The organism is Streptomyces sp. NPDC020807, from assembly GCF_040641575.1.
Taxonomy (GTDB): Bacteria; Actinomycetota; Actinomycetes; order Streptomycetales; family Streptomycetaceae; genus Streptomyces.
In genome coordinates this window covers 336,780-357,392 of the sequence record NZ_JBFADU010000003.1, presented here as the reverse complement: position 1 = coordinate 357,392, position 20,613 = coordinate 336,780, and the positions used below count along the sequence as shown (strand labels likewise).

The 20,613-nt window shown below is 71.1% G+C and carries 19 protein-coding genes; 12 read left to right on the top strand and 7 right to left on the bottom strand.

The window, feature by feature from the left end:
* Positions 1 to 3 precede the first annotated feature (3 nt).
* The gene (murF, locus tag AB0G79_RS07120) at positions 4 to 1,395 is read right to left on the bottom strand and encodes a UDP-N-acetylmuramoyl-tripeptide--D-alanyl-D-alanine ligase (RefSeq protein WP_360801406.1); all 1,392 of its coding nucleotides are present in this window, start codon (positions 1,393 to 1,395) and stop codon (positions 4 to 6) included.
* Between the two features lie 122 nt (positions 1,396 to 1,517).
* On the opposite strand from murF, the gene AB0G79_RS07115 reads away from it, so the two are divergent.
* The 5 genes from AB0G79_RS07115 (at position 1,518) to AB0G79_RS07095 (ending at position 5,613) form a co-directional block, all read left to right on the top strand.
* Positions 1,518 to 2,471, top strand: a complete 954-nt coding sequence (locus AB0G79_RS07115; protein ID WP_360801403.1) for a D-alanine--D-alanine ligase — start codon at positions 1,518 to 1,520, stop codon at positions 2,469 to 2,471.
* Complete coding sequence (locus AB0G79_RS07110; RefSeq protein WP_360801400.1) at positions 2,468 to 3,460, top strand: threonine/serine dehydratase; 993 nt, start codon at positions 2,468 to 2,470, stop codon at positions 3,458 to 3,460. The genes AB0G79_RS07115 and AB0G79_RS07110 overlap by 4 nt, the downstream gene beginning before the upstream one ends.
* On the top strand, positions 3,453 to 4,058 hold the full coding sequence (locus AB0G79_RS07105) for a C39 family peptidase (RefSeq protein WP_360801397.1): 606 nt from the start codon (positions 3,453 to 3,455) through the stop codon (positions 4,056 to 4,058). Before AB0G79_RS07110 ends, AB0G79_RS07105 begins: the two co-directional genes overlap by 8 nt.
* Positions 4,059 to 4,372: 314 nt before the next feature.
* Positions 4,373 to 4,696 (top strand): hypothetical protein, encoded by a 324-nt coding sequence (locus tag AB0G79_RS07100; protein WP_360801394.1) that lies wholly within the window; start codon positions 4,373 to 4,375, stop codon positions 4,694 to 4,696.
* A 305-nt stretch (positions 4,697 to 5,001) separates the two neighbouring features.
* Positions 5,002 to 5,613, top strand: a complete 612-nt coding sequence (locus tag AB0G79_RS07095; protein WP_360801391.1) for an amphi-Trp domain-containing protein — start codon at positions 5,002 to 5,004, stop codon at positions 5,611 to 5,613.
* A gap of 75 nt (positions 5,614 to 5,688) precedes the next feature.
* Here AB0G79_RS07095 and AB0G79_RS07090 read toward each other — a convergent pair whose 3' ends face one another.
* Complete coding sequence (locus AB0G79_RS07090) at positions 5,689 to 5,883, bottom strand: hypothetical protein (RefSeq protein ID WP_360801388.1); 195 nt, start codon at positions 5,881 to 5,883, stop codon at positions 5,689 to 5,691.
* Positions 5,884 to 6,094: 211 nt separating this feature from the next.
* On the opposite strand from AB0G79_RS07090, the gene AB0G79_RS07085 reads away from it, so the two are divergent.
* Positions 6,095 to 7,165, top strand: a complete 1,071-nt coding sequence (locus tag AB0G79_RS07085) for an acyltransferase family protein (protein ID WP_360801385.1) — start codon at positions 6,095 to 6,097, stop codon at positions 7,163 to 7,165.
* On the opposite strand, the gene AB0G79_RS07080 is transcribed toward AB0G79_RS07085, so the two are convergent.
* The gene (locus AB0G79_RS07080) at positions 7,146 to 8,291 is read right to left on the bottom strand and encodes a PP2C family protein-serine/threonine phosphatase (RefSeq protein ID WP_360801382.1); all 1,146 of its coding nucleotides are present in this window, start codon (positions 8,289 to 8,291) and stop codon (positions 7,146 to 7,148) included. The genes AB0G79_RS07085 and AB0G79_RS07080 overlap by 20 nt on opposite strands.
* Positions 8,292 to 8,397: 106 nt before the next feature.
* Between AB0G79_RS07080 and AB0G79_RS07075 the strand changes: the two genes are divergently transcribed.
* Complete coding sequence (locus AB0G79_RS07075) at positions 8,398 to 9,627, top strand: GNAT family N-acetyltransferase (protein ID WP_360801379.1); 1,230 nt, start codon at positions 8,398 to 8,400, stop codon at positions 9,625 to 9,627.
* A gap of 10 nt (positions 9,628 to 9,637) precedes the next feature.
* Here AB0G79_RS07075 and AB0G79_RS07070 read toward each other — a convergent pair whose 3' ends face one another.
* On the bottom strand, positions 9,638 to 10,447 hold the full coding sequence (locus AB0G79_RS07070; RefSeq protein ID WP_360801376.1) for a DNA-formamidopyrimidine glycosylase family protein: 810 nt from the start codon (positions 10,445 to 10,447) through the stop codon (positions 9,638 to 9,640).
* Positions 10,447 to 10,941, bottom strand: coding sequence for a ribose-5-phosphate isomerase (locus AB0G79_RS07065; protein WP_360801373.1), 495 nt, complete (start codon positions 10,939 to 10,941; stop codon positions 10,447 to 10,449). Before AB0G79_RS07065 ends, AB0G79_RS07070 begins: the two co-directional genes overlap by 1 nt.
* A 169-nt stretch (positions 10,942 to 11,110) precedes the next feature.
* On the opposite strand from AB0G79_RS07065, the gene AB0G79_RS07060 reads away from it, so the two are divergent.
* On the top strand, positions 11,111 to 12,547 hold the full coding sequence (locus AB0G79_RS07060) for an amino acid permease (protein ID WP_360801371.1): 1,437 nt from the start codon (positions 11,111 to 11,113) through the stop codon (positions 12,545 to 12,547).
* A gap of 74 nt (positions 12,548 to 12,621) precedes the next feature.
* On the opposite strand, the gene AB0G79_RS07055 is transcribed toward AB0G79_RS07060, so the two are convergent.
* On the bottom strand, positions 12,622 to 13,215 hold the full coding sequence (locus AB0G79_RS07055; RefSeq protein ID WP_360801368.1) for a biotin transporter BioY: 594 nt from the start codon (positions 13,213 to 13,215) through the stop codon (positions 12,622 to 12,624).
* 255 nt (positions 13,216 to 13,470) lie between these two features.
* On the opposite strand from AB0G79_RS07055, the gene AB0G79_RS07050 reads away from it, so the two are divergent.
* The 3 genes from AB0G79_RS07050 to AB0G79_RS07040 all read left to right on the top strand — a co-directional run bounded on the left by AB0G79_RS07050 (position 13,471) and on the right by AB0G79_RS07040 (position 17,178).
* Positions 13,471 to 14,868, top strand: coding sequence for an amino acid permease (locus AB0G79_RS07050; protein WP_360801365.1), 1,398 nt, complete (start codon positions 13,471 to 13,473; stop codon positions 14,866 to 14,868).
* Positions 14,869 to 14,982: 114 nt separating this feature from the next.
* On the top strand, positions 14,983 to 16,401 hold the full coding sequence (locus AB0G79_RS07045; protein ID WP_360801362.1) for an amino acid permease: 1,419 nt from the start codon (positions 14,983 to 14,985) through the stop codon (positions 16,399 to 16,401).
* Positions 16,402 to 16,533: 132 nt separating this feature from the next.
* Positions 16,534 to 17,178, top strand: a complete 645-nt coding sequence (locus tag AB0G79_RS07040; RefSeq protein WP_360801359.1) for a superoxide dismutase — start codon at positions 16,534 to 16,536, stop codon at positions 17,176 to 17,178.
* Between the two features lie 113 nt (positions 17,179 to 17,291).
* Here AB0G79_RS07040 and AB0G79_RS07035 read toward each other — a convergent pair whose 3' ends face one another.
* A complete protein-coding gene (locus tag AB0G79_RS07035; RefSeq protein ID WP_360801356.1) occupies positions 17,292 to 17,927 on the bottom strand; it encodes a DsbA family protein in 636 nt (211 codons plus the stop codon).
* A gap of 136 nt (positions 17,928 to 18,063) precedes the next feature.
* On the opposite strand from AB0G79_RS07035, the gene pepN reads away from it, so the two are divergent.
* The gene (pepN, locus tag AB0G79_RS07030; RefSeq protein ID WP_360801353.1) at positions 18,064 to 20,613 is read left to right on the top strand and encodes an aminopeptidase N; all 2,550 of its coding nucleotides are present in this window, start codon (positions 18,064 to 18,066) and stop codon (positions 20,611 to 20,613) included.

Sequence of the window (20,613 nt, the reverse complement as noted above, 5' to 3'; positions counted from 1 at the left end):
CCGTTAGGCCACGGGGTCGGGCTCGGCGAGGCGTTCCGCCGTCTCTTCGAGTCCGACGCTGTGGGAGCCCTTCACGAGCACCACGTCTCCGGGACGTACCAGCCCGCGCGTGAGCGTCAGGGCCTCGCCCCGGTCGGCGGCCCGCAGGACCTCCAGGGCCGGGTTCGCCGTCCGGGCGGCCTCAGCCAGGACATCGGCCTCCTCGTGGCCCACCGCGACGAGCACGGCCGCGCCGCTCTCGGCGGCCATCTGGCCGACCTCGGCGTGGCCGTCCCGGGAGTCCTCGCCCAGCTCGCGCATCTCGCCGAGGACCGCGACCGCGCGGTGTCCTTCCGCCATCGCCGTCAGGGCCCGCAGCGCCGCACGCATCGAATCGGGGTTCGCGTTGAAAGCGTCGTTGACGACCACCACACCGTCCGGGCGCTCGGTCACCTGCATCCGGCCGGACGTGAGCAGCACCGCGCCACTGAGGGCGGCGGCCGTCTTGCCCACGTCCGCGCCCAGTCCGATGACCACGGCCGCCGCGCCGAGGGCGTTGGAGACGTGGTGCTCGCCGTGCAGGTTCAGGGTGACGGGGGCCGAACCGTCGGCGGTAACGAGGGTGAAGGAGGGGCGGCCGAAGGGGTCGAGTCGGATGTCCTCGGCGCGCACGTCAGCGTCGTCGCCGGTGCCAAAAGTCAGGACGCGGGCCCGGGTACGCGGGGCCATGGCGGCCACCATCGGGTCGTCGGCGTTGAGGACGGCGAGGCCCTCGGCGGGGAGCGCCTCGACGAGTTCGCCCTTCGCCTGCGCGATGGCTTCCCGTCCGCCGAACTCGCCCACGTGCGCGGTACCGACGTTGAGCACCAGGCCGACCGTGGGGCGGGCGATGGTCGTGAGGTGGGTGATGTGCCCGATCCCTCGGGCGCCCATCTCCAGGACGAGGTACCTGGCCGTCGTGTCGGCGTGGGTGATCGCGAGCGGCATGCCGATCTCGCCGTTGAAGGACCGCAGGGTCGATGTCGTCGGGCCGAGCTCGGGAAGCACCTGCGCGATGAGGTCCTTCGTCGAGGTCTTCCCCGCCGAGCCGGTCAGGCCGATCACCGTGTGGTCCGGGATGCGCGCGAGGATCTCGCGGGCCAGGGCTGCCAGCGCCTCCAGGACGTCGTCCACGACCACGGCGGGAACGCCGACCGGGCGCGCCGCCAGCACGGCGACCGCGCCCGCCTTCACCGCGCATTCGGCGAAGTCGTGACCGTCCACGTGCTCGCCGACCAGCGCGACGAACAGGCCGCCGGGCACCACCTCGCGCGAGTCGCTCGCCGCCGGGGCCGACACCACGGCGGACGGGTCGGCCACGTCGGTCAGCCGACCTCCGGTGAGGGCGGCGATTTCTTCCAGCGTGAGGGGGATCACCAGCGGCTCCGTCTCAGATCTCGCCCCGGGCACATCCGACCGCCCCCGGGAGGCACGTAACGACGCTATCGCCTCCCCCGTCCCTCATCCGGCCATCATCACCGAAGCGGAGTACGCACATCATGAGCGAGCAGAAGCCCGGCCTCGTCGCCGTCGTCAGTGGAGGACGCTCCGCCGAGCGGGACCGTTCCCTCCTGTCCGGGAACACCGTCCTGGCATCCCTGGACCGCCAGGGCTGCCGGTCCGTCTTCCTCGACGCCTCGGACCCCGACTTCGTCGACCGCGTCCGGACCGCCGACGTGGCGTTCCTCGCCATCGCCGGCCAGTACGCCGAGGACGGGAAGCTCCAGGGCCTCCTGGAGACCCTCGGCGTGCCGTACACCGGATCGGGGGTCATGGCGTCGGCGATCGGCATGAACAAGACCATGGCGAAGAGCGTCGTCGGTGCCGCTGGCGTGTCCGTACTCCCCCAGGCGCTCATCCCGCCGCAGGGTGAGCCCGGCGCCGTGGCCAAGGCCATCGCCGACGCCATCGCCTTTCCCGTCATCCTCAAGCCCCAGTCCGAGGGCGGGTCGGTGGGCATGACCGTGTGCCACGGGATCGTCGATCTCGTCCGGACCGTCTCGGCCATCGACCGGCAGGGCGGGGCCTGGCTGGTCGAACCGTTCGTCAGCGGCACGGCCGTCACCGCCGCCGTGCTTGACGTGGACGGCGACCGCATCGTCCTGCCCGTCCTTGAGACCCTGCCGACCGAGGCCGAGTTCTACGACTACGCCACCAAGCGGGACAAGAACCTGCACCGCTACCGCTGCCCCGCCGAGCTGCCCGAGACGACCGCCGAACAGATCTCCGCCGCCGCGCTCACCGCCCACCGGGCGCTCGGCTGCGCCGGGTACTCCCGGTCCGACTTCATGGTCGGCGACGACGGCACGGTGGTTTGGCTGGAGGTCAACACGCTGCCCGGTCTGTCGCGTACCGGGAACCTCGCCACCATGGCCGAGGCCGCCGGGATCGACTACGACGCGCTCGTCCGGCTCGTCCTCGCCACCGCCGAGCGGACGGGGTACCGGCCGTGACCGGGCTCGACGCGCATGATGTCGAGGCAGCGGCGGCCCGGCTCGCGCCGGTCGTCACCCGCACCCCGGCCCTGACCGCGCTCTCCCTCGACCAGGCCGCCGGATGGCCGGTGGTCTGCAAGGCGGAGAACCTCCAGCGCACCGGCTCCTTCAAGTTCCGGGGCGCCTACCACCACTCCGCCTCCCTCACCGCCCGGGAGCGGGAGCGTGGCCTGATCGGGGCGTCGTCGGGGAACCACGCCCAGGCGCTCGCACTCGCCGGCCGACTCCTGGAGGTGCCCGCCGCCGTCGTCATCCCGGACGACGCTCCGGCCCCGAAGATGGAGGGCGTGCGCGCCCTCGGCGGGAAGGTCGTCACCTACCGCCGGGGAGTCGACGACCGGGACGCCCTGGTCGCGGAGACGGCCGACCGCGAGGGCCTGGCCGTCGTCCCGTCCGCGAACTCACGGCACATCATGGCCGGTGCCGGAACCACCGCCCTCGAACTGCTCGCCGACCACCCCGGGATCGGAACCCTCGTGGTGCCCATCGGCGGCGGAGGTCTGGCGGCGGGCAGCGCCGTCATCGCCAAGCACGTCGCGCCCGACATCCGCGTGTACGGGGTCGAGCCCAAGGAAGGCGCCGACACGATGCTGTCACTGCGGTGCGGGCAGCGCATCGCGCTACCCGCACCGCCGTCCACGATCGCCGACGGCCTCGGGCACAGCAGCCCCGCGCCGCTCACGTGGGCCGTGAACTCCCGGCTCCTCGACGGCGTGGTGACGGTCACCGACCGGGACATCACGGCCGCGATGGCCTTTGCCTTCCGCCACCTCAAGCTGGTGGTGGAACCGAGCGGGGCATGCGCGCTGGCCGCGATCCTCGCCGGGGCCGTCCCGCACGAATCGGGCACGATCGGTGTCGTGCTCTCCGGCGGCGGCGTGGACCTCCCCACCTTCCACCGGCTGATCATCGACGCCCCGCACCGGAAGGAACCCGCCCGTGTCTGACCCGTTCCCCACGACCACGCAGTTCGCGAGCCCCGACCTGATCGCGTCGATCGTGTACGAGGGCCACGACCCCGGCGACGACCCTCGCTGGCCCGAATCCGGCGCGGCCGACCAGGCCGACTACGCCCGCTGGTGCGGTCACCTGTGCGGCATGGCGTGCCTGCGCATGGCGCTCCACCACCGCGACGGCCACGCGCCGAGCCTCTTCGAACTGCGGGACGGCGCCCTCCGCTACGGCGCGTACGTCGAGGAGGGCGGGAACATCCGTGGCCTGATCTACGCCCCCGCCGTCACGTACGCGCAGGAGGTCCACGGCCTGGACGCCCAGGTCCACCCGACCCTTCCAATCGACCGACTGGTCGAACTCCTCGACGAGGGCCACCAGGCGATCGTCTCCGTCCACAAGGAGATCCGGCGCCCGGACCGTCCGGCACCGGGACAAGGCGGCCACCTCGTCCTCGTCACCAGCCACAAGGACGGCACGCTCGCCTTCCGCAATCCCTCGGGTCACACCGATGAGGCCCGGAACGCAGAGCTGCCCGTCGTCACCTTCGCGCCCTTCTTCGCGGGCCGAGGAATCGTCATCGCCCCCAACTGACCCCACCCGCCCACTGCGGCCCAGGAAGCACGCTCTGGCGCTCCGAGTCCTCGCGAACGAGACGGCGGAGCGGGAGGCACCTGAACGCCCCTCAGGCGGGCGCCTGGCCGGTTTTCTGAGCAGGCGGGTACGCGGGCACCCCGCGCCCCCCTGTTCTCTCTCCCCGGGGAAAGAAAACGATCGACCTCAAACGCGCTCATAAGCTCCTGAACAGGCACAATCGAGGCATGGCGTCTACTACCCGCGCTCGAGGCGAGCGGGGGGCCAGCGAGACGGGGGTCTCCCGGCCGTCGCCCGGGCGTGTCGAGCGGCGCGTGCAGGAGGCGCTTCGGGCCGGGCACGGCGGGGACAAAGCCGACCGGCGGTTCGTCGCCGTCGAGGCCGTCGCGCTCACGCTGGGGCGCGCCCTGGACGGGGCTTCGGAGCGTGGTGACGGGCAGCAGGTGGGGCGGCTCTCCCGGTATCTCATGGAGGCGCTGCGCGAGCTGCGGCTGACTCCCGCGACCGCCGCCGACGGCAGCGGGCCCGAGGACACCTGGGAGGCGTTCGCTCGGGCGATGGCGACGCCCGAAGTGGTGTACCCCACAGGCGCCCCGGTCCCCTGGGAGTCGCCCGACGCGCGGGATCGCGCAGGATAACGCCGGATAAAGAGCGGTACACAGCGGTCATCATCGGGCCGTAGCGGTCGTGATCAAGACCGGGCGCTGGTACGTTGTTGCAGGTCAGCGGGGCAAACACCGAGCTCGCTGACCACCGGCCAAAGCCTCCAGGGCGAGCCTTCCAAACTAGCTACGCGGGTTCGATTCCCGTCACCCGCTCCACGACCTCAGGGCCTGGTCGGAGACACGTCTCCGACCAGGCCCTGAGGCGTTTCCGGAGATGCCGGTTCCGGTGGCCGGCCGCAGACTGGTGTGATCCACTCCCCGCGGTATCGGAGGCATCGATGAAGGACCTGAAGTTCGAGCGGAAGCGTGCGCTGACCCGGCGCGAGGCGGCCGACCAGCTGACGGCGCTCGCGGACGCCCTGCGGAAGGGCGGGGAGGCCGAGCTGGAACTGGGGTCCGGGACGCTGAGCCTGCGCATCCCCGAGGAGCTGGAGTACGAGGTCGAGTTCGAGGTCGACGAAGGGGAGATCGAGCTGGAACTCGAGTTCAAGTGGGCGACGGGCCGCCCGAAGGAGAAGGAGCCGAAGGAGAAGGAGCCGAAGAAGGAGTCCCCGGCTCCGAAGGCGAACACTCCCAAGAAGGAAGCTCCCAAGAAGGCGGCCCTCAAGAAGGAGGAGCCCAAGAAGCCGGTGGCGAAGCCCGGCTCGGAGAAGGTCGGCTCGGAGAAGGTCGGCTCGAAGCCCGCCTCGAAGCCGGTCGCGAAGAAGCCCGCCTCCAAGCCCGCCTCGAAGCCCGCCTCCAAGCCCGCCTCGAAGCCGGTCGCGAAGAAGCCCGCCTCCAAGCCCGCCTCGAAGCCCGTCGTGAAGAAGCCCGCGCCGAAGGCGTCGCGGTCCGCCAAGGCGGTCGAGCCGGCTCCGGCGAAGGGCAGGCCGGTTCCGAAGGCGGGTTGAGTTCCCGGCGGTCCCGGGTGGCGGGCGGCGGTTCGGCGGTGGCGCCGGCCGTCGCCCGTACGCGTACCCCGCCGGTCAGAACTTGATGGACGCGACCGTCTGCGTTATCGAGTCCAGGAAGCGCTGGATGTCGTCGGCCATGCCCGTGGAGGCGAGGAAGAAGCCGAAGAGCACGGCGATCACGGCCGGTCCGCCCTTGAGGTTCCCCCCACGGATCAGCACCACCAGGATGATTGCCAGGAGCAACACCACAGACAGTGAAATGGCCATAACTGATCACACCTTCGGTCGGTCCCGCCTTGCCCGCCGGGGAGCGCACGCCACAGGACACCCCCCGACCTCATCGTGCCACCAACTCTCCTGCCCCCGCCGCCAAGTGACGAATCCTTCGGCCGCGTCGCACGGAAGAGAGACGAAGAGCACAGCCTGAAGGGGAACCCCGGCTCCGCCGCCGCGCGGCGCGCGGATACCGTCAACAGCCATGTCCTCCCTTACGCTCCAGGGCCCCGTCGACGCCGAGGCCCCCGCCCCGCGCGTCGCCCCGGCCGCATCCCGCCGGGATCCGTACTTCGACAACGCGAAGTACCTGACCATCCTGCTGGTGGGGGTGGGGCACCTGGTGCCCGTCGTCATGGTGGACAGCCGGGCCACGCTCGCGCTCTACCTGTACGTCTACGTCTTCCACATGCCGGTCTTCGTGCTGGTCTCCGGCTACCTGTCGCGGAGCTACACAGGCCGGCCCGACCAGCTGCGGCGGCTCCTGACCGGTGTGGCGCTGCCCTACGTCGTCTTCGAGATCGCCTACACCCTGCTCATCCGCTGGGGGAAGGAGCCGAACTACCCGGTCAGCCTGCTCCACCCCTCGTACGTGATGTGGTTCCTCGTCGCGCTCTTCGTCTGGCGTGTGACCTCGCCGTTCTGGTCGGTCGTGCGGTGGCCCGTGGCGGTGTCGGTCGTCATCGCGGCGCTCGCGGTGGCGACCCCGGACCTCGGCGGCGCGCTGGGGCTGCCGCGGATCCTCCAGTACCTGCCGTTCTTCGTGATGGGCCTGCGGATGCGGCCGGAGCACTTCCGGGCGTTGCGCCGGACGCCCGTCCGGATCGCGGCGGTCGTCGTCCTCGCCGTGGCCCTGGTGATCGCCTACCAGGTGGCGCCGCGGGTGTCCCTGAACTGGATCTGGCGGACCCGGAGCGTTCAGGAGCTGGACATGGAGCTCGTGCCCGGGCTGTTCTGGGCCGGGGTGCTGTTCCTGACCGCCGTCCTCACGACCGCCGCCTTCCTCGCGCTCGTGCCCGGCACCCACCGCTGGTTCACGGTCCTCGGCTCCGGCACCATCTGCGCCTACCTGCTGCACGACCTGATGATCAAGACGGGGGTCTACACCGGCTTCTTCGCGGGGGCGGCATGGCTGCACACCCCACTGGGCCGCGTGGTCCTCGTCCTGTCGATGCTGGTGGTGATGACGCTGCTGTGCACCCCGCCCGTGCGGAGGGTCATGAAGCCGGTGACCGAGCCGGAGCTCGCCTGGGCGTTCAGGCGCGACGGGAGATGAGCAGGAGGGCCCGGTCGTCGTTGACGTCCTTGGCCACGGCCTCGATCAGGTGGTAGGTGACGCCCTCGAAGCCCTCGGCGACGCAGCGGTCGGCCTCGCCGGTGAGGCGGTCGATGCCTTCCGCGATGTCCCGGTCCGCGGCTTCCACGAGGCCGTCGGTGAAGAGCATGAGGACGTCGCCGTGGTGCAGGGAGCCCTTCACGGGGTGGAACTCGGCGCCGTCGTAGACGCCGAGGAGCGGGCCGTCGGCGGCCTTCTCCTCCCAGCGGCCGCTGCCCGCGTGGAGTTGGAGCGCGGGCAGGTGGCCGGCCGAGTACAGCTCGTAGTCCCCGGACTCCAGGTCGAGGACGAGGTGGATCGAGGTGGCGAAGCCCTCGTCCCAGTTCTGGCGCAGCAGGTAGCCGTTGGCGGCGGGCAGGAAGCCGTGCGGCGGGAGCGAGCCGAGGAGGCCGCCGAAGGCTCCGGAGAGGAGGAGGGACCGGGAGGCGGCGTCCATGCCCTTGCCGGAGACGTCGGTGAGGACGACCTCCAGGGTGCGGCCGCCGTGGGTGCGGGCGGCGACGACGAAGTCGCCGGAGAAGGACTGTCCGCCGGCCGGGCGGAGGGCCATCTCGCGGTGCCAGCCCTGTGGGAGGCGGGGCAGGGCGCTCTGGACGCGGATGCGTTCGCGCAGGTCGAAGAGCATGGTGCCGCCGCGCCGCCAGGGGACGCCGACGCGGGCCCTGAACTGGGCGATCAGGAGGCCGAAGAGGCCGCAGGCGGCCACCACCAGGACGGTGCCGGGGGTGACCCTCGCCGGGCCCTGGGTGTACGGGCCGAGGACGACGGACTCGACGATGAGGGCGCCGGCGGCGGTCGCGTACAGGCCGAGGAGGCTGGCGGGGCGCAGCAGCAGCCCGCCGGCCACGATGGGCAGGACGAGAGCGGCGGGCGCACACCAGACGGGGTTGTACAGCGTGCCGCAGGCGATGGCCGGGATCATGAGCAGGAGTCCGGCGAAGGCGAGCCAGTCGGAGCCGTCGCCGCGGAAGTAGTCGACCCCGGACTTGCGCAGCGCGATGCGGGCCCGGCGGACGCGTCTGCGCGTGCGGGCCGCGTACGTGTTCACTCCGGCGCGATGTCCCATTGGCCTGGACCCTATCCACACGGTCCGACATCGCGCAGGGGTACCCCGGTGACAATGTGCGTGAAATCGGGTCGCCTCGGGCGCGCGGCCTTGATATCGATGGCATATGACGACTGAACTGCGGGTTCTCGACCCGACTGAGTGGGACCGCTGGTTCGCGGTGCTGGAGCTGGCGTTCGGTGGGGTGCCGGAGGCTCCGGAGGAGAAGGAGCTGTGGCGCGATCTCACCGAGTTCGAGCGGTTCCTCGGGGTCTGGGACGGCGACCTGTGCGTGGGGACGGCGGGGGCGTTCTCGTTCCGGGTGACGGTGCCGGGCGGGGCGTCGGTCCGGGCCGGCGGGGTGACGATGGTGAGCGTGGCCGGGACGCACCGGCGGCGCGGGATCCTGACCTCGATGATGCGGCGGCAGCTGGACGACCTGCGGGCCGCCGGGGAGCCGCTCGCGGTGCTGACGGCCTCGGAGCCGGAGATCTACGGGCGGTTCGGGTACGGCATCGCCGCGTACTCGATGCGGGCGACGATCGACACGACCCGGGTGCGGCTCTCGGTGCCCGAGGGCACGGACGGGGTCTCGCTGCGGTTGGCGGACGTGACGGAGTCCTCGGCCGTGTGCGAGGAGCTGTACGCGAAGCTCGTGCCGGCCCGGCCGGGGATGATCGCGCGGCTGCCCGGGTGGGAGCGGCAGCCGCTGCTCGATCCGGCGCAGCACCGTGAGGGCGCCTCACCCAAGCTCTGTGTGCTCGCGGAGCGGGACGGGGAGCTCGTGGGCTTCGCGCACTACGCGGTGAAGCCGGACTGGAACTTCGCGGGGGCCGACGGCGCGGTCCAGGTCCATCAGGTGATGGGGCTCGACCCGGTGGCGGAGGCGGCGCTGTGGCGGTACCTCTGCTCGGTGGACCTGACCGCGCGGGTACGGGTCTACGGGCGGCCGGTCGACGAGGGCTGGCAGCACCTGGTGAGCGATGTGCGGCGGTGCGAGCCGACGCTGCGGGACGCGCTGTTCGTGCGTCTGGTGGAGGTGGGCGCGGCGCTTGAGGCGCGGACGTACCAGGCGCCGGTGGACGTGGTGTTCGAGGTCGCGGACGCGTTCTGTCCGTGGAACGAGGGGCGTTGGCGGCTGACGGGGGACGCCAAGGGCGCCTCGTGCGTGCGGACCTCCGACCCTGCGGATCTGGAGCTGTCCGTACGGGAGTTGGGTGCGGCCTACCTGGGCGGGATCTCGCTGGCGTCGCTGGCCTCGGCCGGGCGGGTGCGGGAGCTGTGCGAGGGGGCGCTCGTGGAGGCGTCGGTGGCCTTCGGCTCGCCGGTGGCTCCGTGGCTTCCGCACGGGTTCTGAGCGGGCCGTCTCAGCGGGTCTGGCAGCCCGGGCACCAGAAGAGGTTGCGGGCGGCCAGGTCCGCCGTGCGGATCTCCGTGCCGCAGACGTGGCAGGGGAGGTTCGCCCGGCGGTAGACGTACACCTCGCCGCCGTGGTCGTCGACGCGCGGCGGGCGGCCCATCGCCTCGGGCGTGTGCTCGGGGCGGACGGTGTCGATGCGGTTGAGGCGGACGCCCTCGCGCATGAGCGCGGCGAGGTCGGTCCAGATCGCGTCCCACTCCCCCTCGGCGAGGTCCTTGCCGGGGCGGTACGGGTCGATGCCGTGCCGGAAGAGGACCTCGGCGCGGTAGACGTTGCCGACGCCCGCGACGACCTTCTGGTCCATGAGGAGGGCGGCGATCGTCGTACGGCTGCGGGAGATCCGGTGCCAGGCGGAGGCGGGGTCGTCGTCGGCCCGGAGCGGGTCGGGGCCGAGGCGGTCGTGTATCGCCCGCTTCTCGGCGTCGGTGACGAGCGCGCAGGTGGTGGGGCCGCGGAGGTCGACGTACCCCTCTGGGTTCGCGAGGCGGAGGCGGACGGTGTCCGTGGGCGGGAGCGCGGGGGCGGCCCCGAAGTTCACCTTGCCGAAGAGGCCGAGGTGGATGTGGATCCACTCCTCGCCGGGAAAGCCCAGGAAGAGGTGCTTGCCGTGGGCCTCGGCGGTCTCCAGGATCGCCCCGTCGAGCAGCGCCGCCGAGGCGGCGAACTTGCCCTGGGGGCTGGAGACGCGCACGGGCCGGCCGCCGAACCGCTCGCGGTGGTCGGCGGCCAGCCGGTGGATGGTGTGCCCCTCGGGCATCAGGCGGTCGGCTCCTGCGGGTGGTGCGCCGGGATCGGGGGGAGCTCGCCGGTCGTCTCGTAGCGGGAGAGCATCTCGATGCGACGGGTGTGGCGCTCGTCACCCGAGTACGGGGTGCTCAGGAAGATCTCGACGAACTTGGTCGCCTCTTCCTGGGTGTGCATGCGGCCGCCGACGGAGATCACGTTGGCGTTGTTGTGCTCGCGGCCGAGGGCGGCGGTCTGCTCGCTCCAGGCGAGGGCGGCACGGACGCCCTTGACCTTGTTCGCGGCGATCTGCTCGCCGTTGCCGGAGCCGCCGATGACGATGCCGAGGCTCTCCGGGTCCGCGGCCGTCTTCTCGGCGGCGCGGAGGCAGAACGGCGGGTAGTCGTCGAGGGCGTCGTAGATGTGCGGACCGCAGTCGACGGGCTCGTGGCCGTGGGCCGTGAGCCACTCGACGAGGTGGTTCTTGAGTTCGTAGCCGGCGTGGTCGGAACCGATGTAGACGCGCATGGGACCGAGTGTGGCACGGCGCGGGCGGTGTGCCCGCCAGCGGGGTGGCCGTCGTCTTTACGTGGAACTCACAACAATCCGGAACGAGGTCTTCCGATCACCCCTGACCTCGGGGTTCAATGCTCGGGCTCGCGTTTCGAGCACCCTCCCCCACACCGAGGAAGCGTTGATGAACACGCAACCGACCCTGACGACGGACGACGGGAAGACCGGCGACCCCGGTACCCCCGGCTCCCCCGACGGCCTCAAGGCCGGACTCAAGAACCGCCACCTCTCGATGATCGCCATCGGCGGCGTCATCGGCGCCGGACTCTTCGTCGGCTCCGGCACCGGCATCGCCGCGGCGGGGCCCGCGATCCTCCTCTCGTACGCACTCGTCGGCGCCATGGTCGTCTTCGTGATGCGGATGCTCGGCGAGATGGCCGCCGCCCGCCCGTCCTCCGGTTCCTTCTCCGCCTACGCCGACCAGGCGCTCGGGCGCTGGGCCGGCTTCAGCATCGGGTGGCTGTACTGGTTCTTCTGGGTCGTCGTCCTCGCCGTCGAGGCCACCGCGGGCGCCAAGATCCTGGAGAGCTGGATCCCGGCCGTCCCGCAGTGGGGCTGGGCGCTCATCGTGATGGTGGTCCTGACCGCGACCAACCTGGGCTCCGTCGCGTCGTACGGCGAGTTCGAGTTCTGGTTCGCCGGGATCAAGGTCGTCGCCATCGCCGCCTTCGTCGTCGTCGGCCTGCTCGCCGTCTTCGGCGTGCTGCCCGGCTCGGACAACCCGGGCGCCGGGTTCGCGCACCTCACCGACACCGGGGGCTTCTTCCCGATGGGCGCGGGCGCGGTCCTCACCGGTGTGCTGATGGTCGTCTTCTCCTTCATGGGCAGCGAGATCGTCACCCTCGCCGCCGGCGAGTCCGAGGACCCGCAGCGGGCCGTCACCAAGGCCACCAACAGCGTGATCTGGCGCATCGGCGTCTTCTACCTGGGTTCGATCTTCGTCGTCCTGACGCTGCTGCCGTGGAACGACCCGTCGATCGTCGAGAAGGGCTCGTACGTCGCCGCCCTCGACTCCATCGGCATCCCGCACGCCGGCCAGGTCATGAACGTGATCGTCCTGACCGCCGTCCTGTCCTGCCTGAACTCGGGTCTCTACACCGCCTCCCGCATGGCCTTCTCGCTCGGTCAGCGCGGCGACGCGCCGAAGGCGTTCGCCAAGGTCAACAAGCGGGGCGTGCCGACGGCCGCGATCCTCGGCTCGGTCGTCTTCGGCTTCGTCGCGGTCTTCTTCAACTACAAGTGGCCGGACACCGTCTTCGCCTTCCTCCTGAACTCGTCCGGCGCGGTCGCGCTCTTCGTCTGGCTGGTCATCTGCGTGACCCAGCTGAAGATGCGCGGGATCATCCTGCGCGAGTCGCCCGAGAAGCTCGTCGTGAGGATGTGGCTCTTCCCGTACCTGACCTGGGCGACGATCGCCATGATCACCTTCGTCCTCGGCTACATGCTGTACGAGGGCGGGAGCGCCCGTGAGCAGGTCGTGCTCTCGCTGCTCGTGGCCGCGCTGGTCATCGCGATCGCACTGGTCCGGCAGAAGACGTCGAAGGCGGCCGACCGCCCGTAGGCGTCCGTGGGTGTACGCGAGAGGGCCCGCCGCTCCGGAAGGAGCGGCGGGCCCTCTCGCGTACGGGCGGGGGCTCAGCCCTTGCGGCCGACGAGCTTCCAGGCGGCCGGGAGGAGACCCATGGCGAGCGCGGCCTTGAGGGCGTCGCCGACGAGGAACGGGGTGAGGCCGGCGGCGACGGCCTGGCCGAAGCTCATGCCGGTGGCGAGCGCCAGGTAGGGCACGCCGACGGCGTAGATGATCGCGGAGCCGAGCGCCATCGCGCCGGCCGTGCGGAGCACCGAGCGGTCGGCGCCGCGGCGGGCGAGGGCGCCGACGACGGTCGAGGCGAGGAGCATGCCGAGGATGTAGCCGAAGGAGGGCATCCCGTACCCGGAGGTGCCCTGGGCGAACCACGGCATGCCGGCCATGCCGGCGACCGCGTAGAGCGCGAAGGAGAGGAAGCCGCGGCGGGCGCCGAGGGCCGTGCCGACGAGCAGGGCGGCGAAGGTCTGGCCGGAGACGGGGACCGGGGAGCCGGGGACCGGGACGGAGATCTGCGCGGCGAGGCCGGTGAGGGCGGCGCCGCCGACGACCAGGGCGATGTCGCGGGCGCGGCTCGCCGGGATCAGGTCGGCGAGGACGGTGCCGGCACGGAGGGTGCGGGCGGGGGCGACTGCGGTGCTCATCGGTACTCCGCGAGGGTGAGGGTGGGTGGGACAGGTTGACGGTATGCCAGGGGTGAACGACCGATCACCGTCTGCCGCCGACAAAGCCGGAGCCGAGGGGTTCATGGACTTCCGACAAAGGACGGAATTCATGCCGCGCGCCACGTGACCCTTGTCACTGGGAACTCGCCACGAGACGTCCTTTTTGCGCCGGAAGCGGGCCACCAGAGAGACTGTGGAGTCTCCATAAACCGCCAGAGAGCACGAGCCCCCCACATGCACGACTCCCCCTCCGAACCGGAGCCCCTCTCCGGACCGGAGCCCCTTTCCCACGGACTGAAGCAGCGTCACCTGACGATGCTGGGGCTCGGCGGGGTGATCGGTGCCGGGCTCTTCGTCGGCTCGGGCGCCGGCATCGCCGTCGCCGGACCCGGCATCGTCGTCTCCTATCTGATCGCCGGCGCGCTCGCGATGCTGGTCATGCGGATGCTGGGCGAGATGTCGGCGGCGATGCCCGCCTCCGGCGCGTTCTCGGTCCACGCCGAGCGCGCGCTCGGCCGCTGGGCGGGGTTCTCGGTCGGCTGGCTCTACTGGTTCCTTCTCGTCGTCGTCCTCGCCGTGGAGGCGACGGGCGCGGCCCGGATCGCGAACGGCTGGGCGCCGGGGGTTCCGCAGTGGGGCTGGGTGCTGATCTTCATGGTGGTCTTCACCCTCGCCAACCTGGCGGCGGTGAAGAACTTCGGCGAGTTCGAGTTCTGGTTCGCCGCGCTGAAGGTCGGGGCGATCGTCCTCTTCCTGGTGCTCGGCACCCTCGCCGTCGTCGGCTGGCTGCCCGACACCGACCCGGTGGGGCTGGCCAACCTGACCGGCCGGGGCGGCTTCCTGCCGAACGGCTGGGAGGGGGTCGTGTCCGGCGTCCTCGCCGTCGTCTTCGCCTTCGGCGGCCTGGAGGTCGTCACCATCGCGGCGGCCGAGTCCGCCGACCCGGCGCGGAACGTGGCACGCGCGGTGCGCAGCGCGGTCTGGCGGATCCTCCTCTTCTACGTGGGCTCGATGCTGGTCATCGTGACGCTGCTGCCGTGGACGTCGATCGAGCCGGGCGAGTCCCCGTACGTCGCCGTGCTCGACGCGATCGGGGTGCCGGCGGCCGGCCAGATCATGAACGTGGTCGTCTTCGTGGCGCTGCTCTCGGCGCTCAACGCGAACCTGTACGGCTCGTCCCGCATGGTCTTCTCGCTCGCCGAGCGCGGGGAGGCGCCGAAGGGGCTGCTCAGGGTCTCCGGCGGCGGCGTGCCGCGCCGGGCCGTGCTCGCCTCGGTGGCCTTCGGCTTCGTCTCCGTCCTCCTCAACCTGAAGTGGCCGGAGTCCGTCTTCCTCTACATGCTCAACGCGGTCGGCGCGGTGCTGCTCTTCGTCTGGGCCCTGATCGCGGTCTCGGAGCTGCGGCTGCGGCGGCGGATCGAGCGGGAGGCGCCCGAGACGCTGACGCTGCGGATGTGGGGCTTCCCGTGGCTGACCTGGGTGGCGCTCGCCGCGATGGCGGCGGTGTTCCTGCTGATGCTGTTCGACGACGGGGCGCGGCCGCAGCTGCTGTGGTCGTCGGCGGCGACCGGGGCCGTCCTCCTGGTGGCGTGGGTGCGGGAGCTGCGCGCGAAGAGCACGAAGCGGTCATGACTCTTCACATTGTGTGAAGGTCGTGACCGTATAGCGGACGCGTGTTCCCTCTGAGCGGTGCGTCCGCTCAGACTGTGGGCTCTCCCCGTCTCACCTAGTGAACAGAGCCCGCCCATGTCCCGGACCACCGCGCCCGCGTCGGCCGACCGCGAGGACGGCGCGAACGCACCCGCGGAAGGCCTCTCGCACGGCCTCAAGCAGCGTCACCTCTCGATGATCGCCCTCGGCGGCGTCATCGGCGCCGGACTCTTCGTCGGCTCCGGCGCCGGCATCGCCGCCGCCGGACCCTCGATCGTGATCGCCTACGCCCTCTCCGGCGTCCTCGTCATGCTCGTGATGCGCATGCTCGGCGAGATGTCGGCGGCGAACCCCGCCTCCGGCTCCTTCTCGGTCCACGCCGAGCGCGCCTTCGGCTCCTGGGCCGGGTTCACCTCGGGCTGGGCCTTCTGGTTCCTGCTCTGCGTCGCCGTCGGCCTGGAGGGCATCGGCGCGGCGAACATCATGACCGGCTGGTTCCCCGGCAGCCCCGAATGGGCCTGGGTCGCGCTCTTCATGGTGCTCTTCACCGTCACCAACCTGGCGGCCGTGAAGAACTTCGGCGAGTTCGAGTTCTGGTTCGCCGCGCTCAAGGTCGGCGCGATCGTCCTCTTCCTCGGCATCGGCGTGCTCGCCATCGCCGGTGTCCTGCCCGGCACGGACGCCCCCGGCACCGCCAACCTCACCGGTGACGGCGGCTTCTTCCCGCACGGCTCCGAGGGGCTGATCGTCGGCCTGCTCGCCTCCGTCTTCGCGTACGGCGGCCTGGAGACGGTCACCATCGCGGCGGCCGAGTCGGAGCACCCGGTCCAGGGCGTCGCCAAGGCCGTCCGCACGGCGATGTGGCGCATCGCCCTCTTCTACGTCGGCTCGATGGCGGTCGTCGTCACCCTCGTCCCGTGGGACGACGAGGCGATCGTCGAGAAGGGCCCGTACGTCGCCACCCTGGACCACCTCGGCATCCCGGCCGCCGGGCAGATCATGAACGTGGTCGTGCTCGCCGCCCTGCTCTCGGCGATGAACGCCAACATCTACGGCGCCTCCCGCATGGCCGGTTCGCTCGTCTCCCGCGGCCAGGGGCCGAAGGCGCTCGGCCGGCTCTCCGGCGGGGTCCCGCGTCCGGCCGTCCTCGTCTCCTCCGTCTTCGGCTTCGGCTGCGTGCTGCTGAGCTACTGGTCTCCCGAGAAGGCCTTCGTCTGGCTGCTCAACACCATCGGCGCGATCATCCTGGTCGTCTGGTTCTTCATCGCCGCCTCCCAGCTGGTGCTGCGCCGTCGCACCGAGCGCGAGGCGCCCGGGACGCTGGTCGTGCGGATGTGGGCCTTCCCGGTCCTGACCTGGGTGGCGCTCGCGGGCATGGCCGCGATCTTCGTCCTGATGGCCCGCGAGGAGGGCACGCGGGTGCAGCTGTACTTCACGGGCGGCCTGACGCTGCTGCTCGCGGCGGTCGGCTACTACCGGCAGAAGGCGACGGCGGGCGGCCGTACCAACGGCTGATCCCCTCCACCCCGCCCCGAACCCCCGGACCGTTCTCGGTCCGGGGGTTTCTTGATCACATATTCACGCAACTACTGCTAGCCTGCACTTGCGAACTACTTGCAATAAGACGTCGAAGGGGTGGGCAGGGCAATGGCGGTCTACACACTTCCGGAGCTGCCGTACGACTACGCGGCACTGGAACCGGTGATCAACCCGGAGATCATCGAGCTGCACCACGACAAGCACCACGCCGCGTACGTGAAGGGCGCGAACGACACCCTGGAGCAGCTGGAGGAGGCGCGCGACAAGGACCAGTGGGGGGCGATCAACGGCCTGGAGAAGAACCTCGCGTTCCACCTCTCCGGCCACATCCTGCACTCCATCTACTGGAACAACATGAACAGCCCGAAGGACGGCGGCGGCGGCGAGCCGCTGGCCGCCGACGGCGTCGGCGAGCTGGCCGACGCGATCGCCGAGTCCTTCGGCTCCTTCGCGAAGTTCAAGGCCCAGCTGACCAAGGCCTCCGCGACCACCCAGGGCTCCGGCTGGGGCGTCCTCGCGTACGAGCCGGTCAGCGGCCGGCTCGTCGTCGAGCAGGTCTACGACCACCAGGGCAACGTCGGCGTGGGCTCCGTGCCGGTCCTGGTCTTCGACGCCTGGGAGCACGCCTTCTACCTCCAGTACAAGAACCAGAAGGTCGACTTCATCGAGGCGATGTGGGCGGTCGTCAACTGGCAGGACGTGAGCAAGCGGTACGCGGCGGCCAAGGCGTCCGTACCGCTGATCTCCTTCTGAGGCACCCCCTCCCGCACTCCTGCTCGTGATCGTCTTCTCACCCTTCACGCGCGGGCGGAAAAGAGGACGGCCCCCGCGATGACGTGAATCGCGGGGGCCGTCTGCCGTGCGGCCTACTCGAAGCTCGGGGCCGCCGTGCGGGTGCGCTTGATCTCGTAGAAGCCGGGCGTCGACGCCACGAGCAGCGTGCCGTCCCACAGCCGGGCCGCCGCGTCGCCGCGCGGGGTCGGGGTGACGACCGGGCCGAAGAAGGCGACCTCGTCGCCGTCCGGGCCGGGCACCGCGATGACCGGCGTGCCGACGTCCTGGCCGACCTTGTCGATGCCCTCCGCGTGGGAGGCGCGCAGCTCGGTGTCGTAGGTGTCCTTGTCGGCGTAGTCGATCAGGTCCTCGGGCAGGCCGGCGTCCTTGAGGGCGCCGATGATCGCCTCGCGGCCGACCTCCTCGCCGTTGTTGTGGAAGCGGTTGCCAAGCGCCGTGTAGAGCTTGCCGACGACCTCGTCGCCGTGCAGCTGCTGGGCGGCCGTGACGACGCGGACCGGGCCCCAGGCCTTGGTCTCCAGGAGCTCGCGGTACTGCTCGGGGAGCTCGTCGATCTTGTTCTCGTTGAGCACGGCCAGGCTCATGACCTTCCACCGGACGTCGACCGGGCGCACCTGCTCGACCTCCAGCATCCAGCGGGAGGTCATCCAGGCCCACGGGCACAGCGGGTCGAAGTAGAAGTCTGCGGTGGTCCTGGTCTCGGACATGTCACTCCTCGGAAGGGGGCGGGTGTGCGCTTCGCACACCAACACCACCCCCGGTCGGCGGCATTCCCGTGTGCCGGGTTGTCAGCAACACATGGGAGGATCGGTGCTGTTTCGAACGTGCCACGAAGGAGTGACCGTGCCTGGTGAGAATCTGTCCCGCGACGAGGCCCGGGAGCGGGCCGAGCTGCTGTCCGTCGACGGGTACGAGGTCGAGCTCGACCTCCGCTCGGCCGTCGGCGACTCGACGGAGGCGGTGCGCACCTTCCGTTCGGTGACGACGATCCGCTTCCGCCGTACCGGCTCGGGCGACGCGACCTTCGTCGACCTGATCGCGCCCTCGGTGAGCGCGGTGACGCTCAACGGCCGCGCGCTCGACCCGGCGGTCGTCTTCGACGGGGCGCGGATCGCGATCGACGGCCTCGCCGACGAGAACGTCCTCGTGGTGGACGCGCAGTGCGCCTACAGCCGTACCGGCGAGGGCATGCACCGCTTCGTGGACCCGGAGGACGGCGAGGTCTACCTCTACACGCAGTACGAGCCGGCCGACGCCCGCCGGGTCTACGCCAACTTCGAGCAGCCCGACCTCAAGGCCCCGTACCGCTTCGCGGTGACCGCGCCCGAGGCGTGGACGGTCTGGTCGAACGGCGAGGGCGAGCGCGGCGCGGACGGCGTCTGGCGGTTCGCGGAGACGGCGCCGATCTCCACGTACATCACGTGCGTGGTCGCGGGCCCGTACCACTACGTGACCGACAGCTACCGTCGCGGCGAGCTGACCATCCCGCTCGGCGCGATGTGCCGCAAGTCGCTGGCGAAGTACTTCGACGCGGACGACATCTTCCTGATCACCAAGCAGGGCTTCGACTTCTTCCACGACAACTTCGACTACCCGTACCCCTTCGGGAAGTACGACCAGGCCTTCGTCCCCGAGTACAACCTCGGCGCGATGGAGAACCCGGGCATGGTGACCTTCCGCGAGGAGTACATCTACCGGGGCAAGGTCACCCAGGCGGCGTACGAGAGCCGGGCCAACGTCATCTTCCACGAGATGGCGCACATGTGGTTCGGCGACCTGGTCACCATGGTGTGGTGGGACGACCTGTGGCTGAAGGAGTCCTTCGCGGACTTCATGGGCTCCTTCGGCATCGCGGAGGCGACCCGCTTCACCAACAGCTGGGTCACCTTCGCCAACAACCGCAAGGCCTGGGCGTACCGCGCCGACCAGCTGCCGTCCACGCACCCGATCACGGCCGACATCCGTGACCTGGAGGACGCCAAGCTCAACTTCGACGGCATCACGTACGCCAAGGGCGCCTCGGTGCTGAAGCAGCTCGTGGCGTACGCGGGGCGGGACGCGTTCCTGGAGGGCGCGCGCCGCTACTTCAAGCGCCACGCGTACGGGAACACGCGCCTGAACGACCTCCTCACGATCCTGGAGGAGACGTCGAACCGCGACATGAAGGCCTGGGCGAAGTCCTGGCTCCAGACCTCAGGCGTCAACACGCTGGCCCCGGCCGTCACCTACGACGCGGAGGGCCGGATCACCGAGCTCGCCGTCGTCCAGGAGGGCGCCGAGCTGCGTCCGCACCGGGCGGCCGTCGGCCTCTACCGGCTCTCGACGGACGGCGAGCTCGTCCGGTACGCGCGCGTGGAGACCGACATCGTCGGCGCCCGGACGGTCGTCGAGGGGCTCGCCGGCGAGGAGAAGCCCGACCTGGTCCTCGTCAACGACGACGACCTCACGTACTGCAAGGTCCGCTTCGACGAGAACTCCCTCGCGACCCTGCGCGGGCACCTCGGCGACATCACGGACCCGCTGGCCCGCGCCCTGTGCTGGTCGGCGCTGTGGAACCTGACCCGCGACGGGCTCATGCCCGCCCGGGACTTCGTGGCCGTCGCGCTCGCCTTCGCGGGCCGCGAGACCGACATCGGCGTCCTCCAGATGGTGCACGCCTGGACGAAGTCCGCCGTCACGCTCTACGCGGCCCCCGAGTGGCGCGAGGAGGGCGGGCGGCTGCTCGCCGAGGGCGGCCTGCGCGAGCTGCGGCTCGCGGAGCCGGGCAGCGAGCACCAGCTGACCTGGGCGCGGTTCTTCGCCGCCGCGGCCTCCTCCGACGCGGACTTCCAGCTGCTCGAAGGACTCCTCGACGGTACGGCGAAGGTCGACGGCCTCGACGTCGACCAGGAGCTGCGCTGGGCGCTGCTCTCCCCGCTGGCCTCGCACGGCCGGGCGGACGAGGGCCGGATCGGCGAGGAGCTCGCCCGCGACGACACCGCGACGGGCAAGCGCCACCAGGTGCGGCTGCTCGCCTCGCGGCCCTCGGCCGAGGTCAAGGCGCAGGCCTGGGCGCAGGTCGTCGAGTCGGACGCGCTGTCGAACGCGCTGGTGGAGGCCGTCATCGCCGGCTTCGTGCAGCCCTCGCAGCGCGAGCTGATCGCGCCGTACACGGAGCGGTACTTCGCGGCGATCGAGCGGCTGTGGGACGAGCGGTCGATCCAGATCGGCATCGACGTCGTGCGGGGCCTGTACCCGGGCCTCCAGGACAACGAGGAGACGCTCGCGGCGACGGACGCCTGGCTGGCGGAGCACGCGGACGCGGCTCCGGCGCTGCGGCGCCTGGTCCTGGAGTCGCGGGACGACCTGGCGCGGGTGCTGCGCGGGCAGGCGTGTGACCGCCTGGCGGGCTGA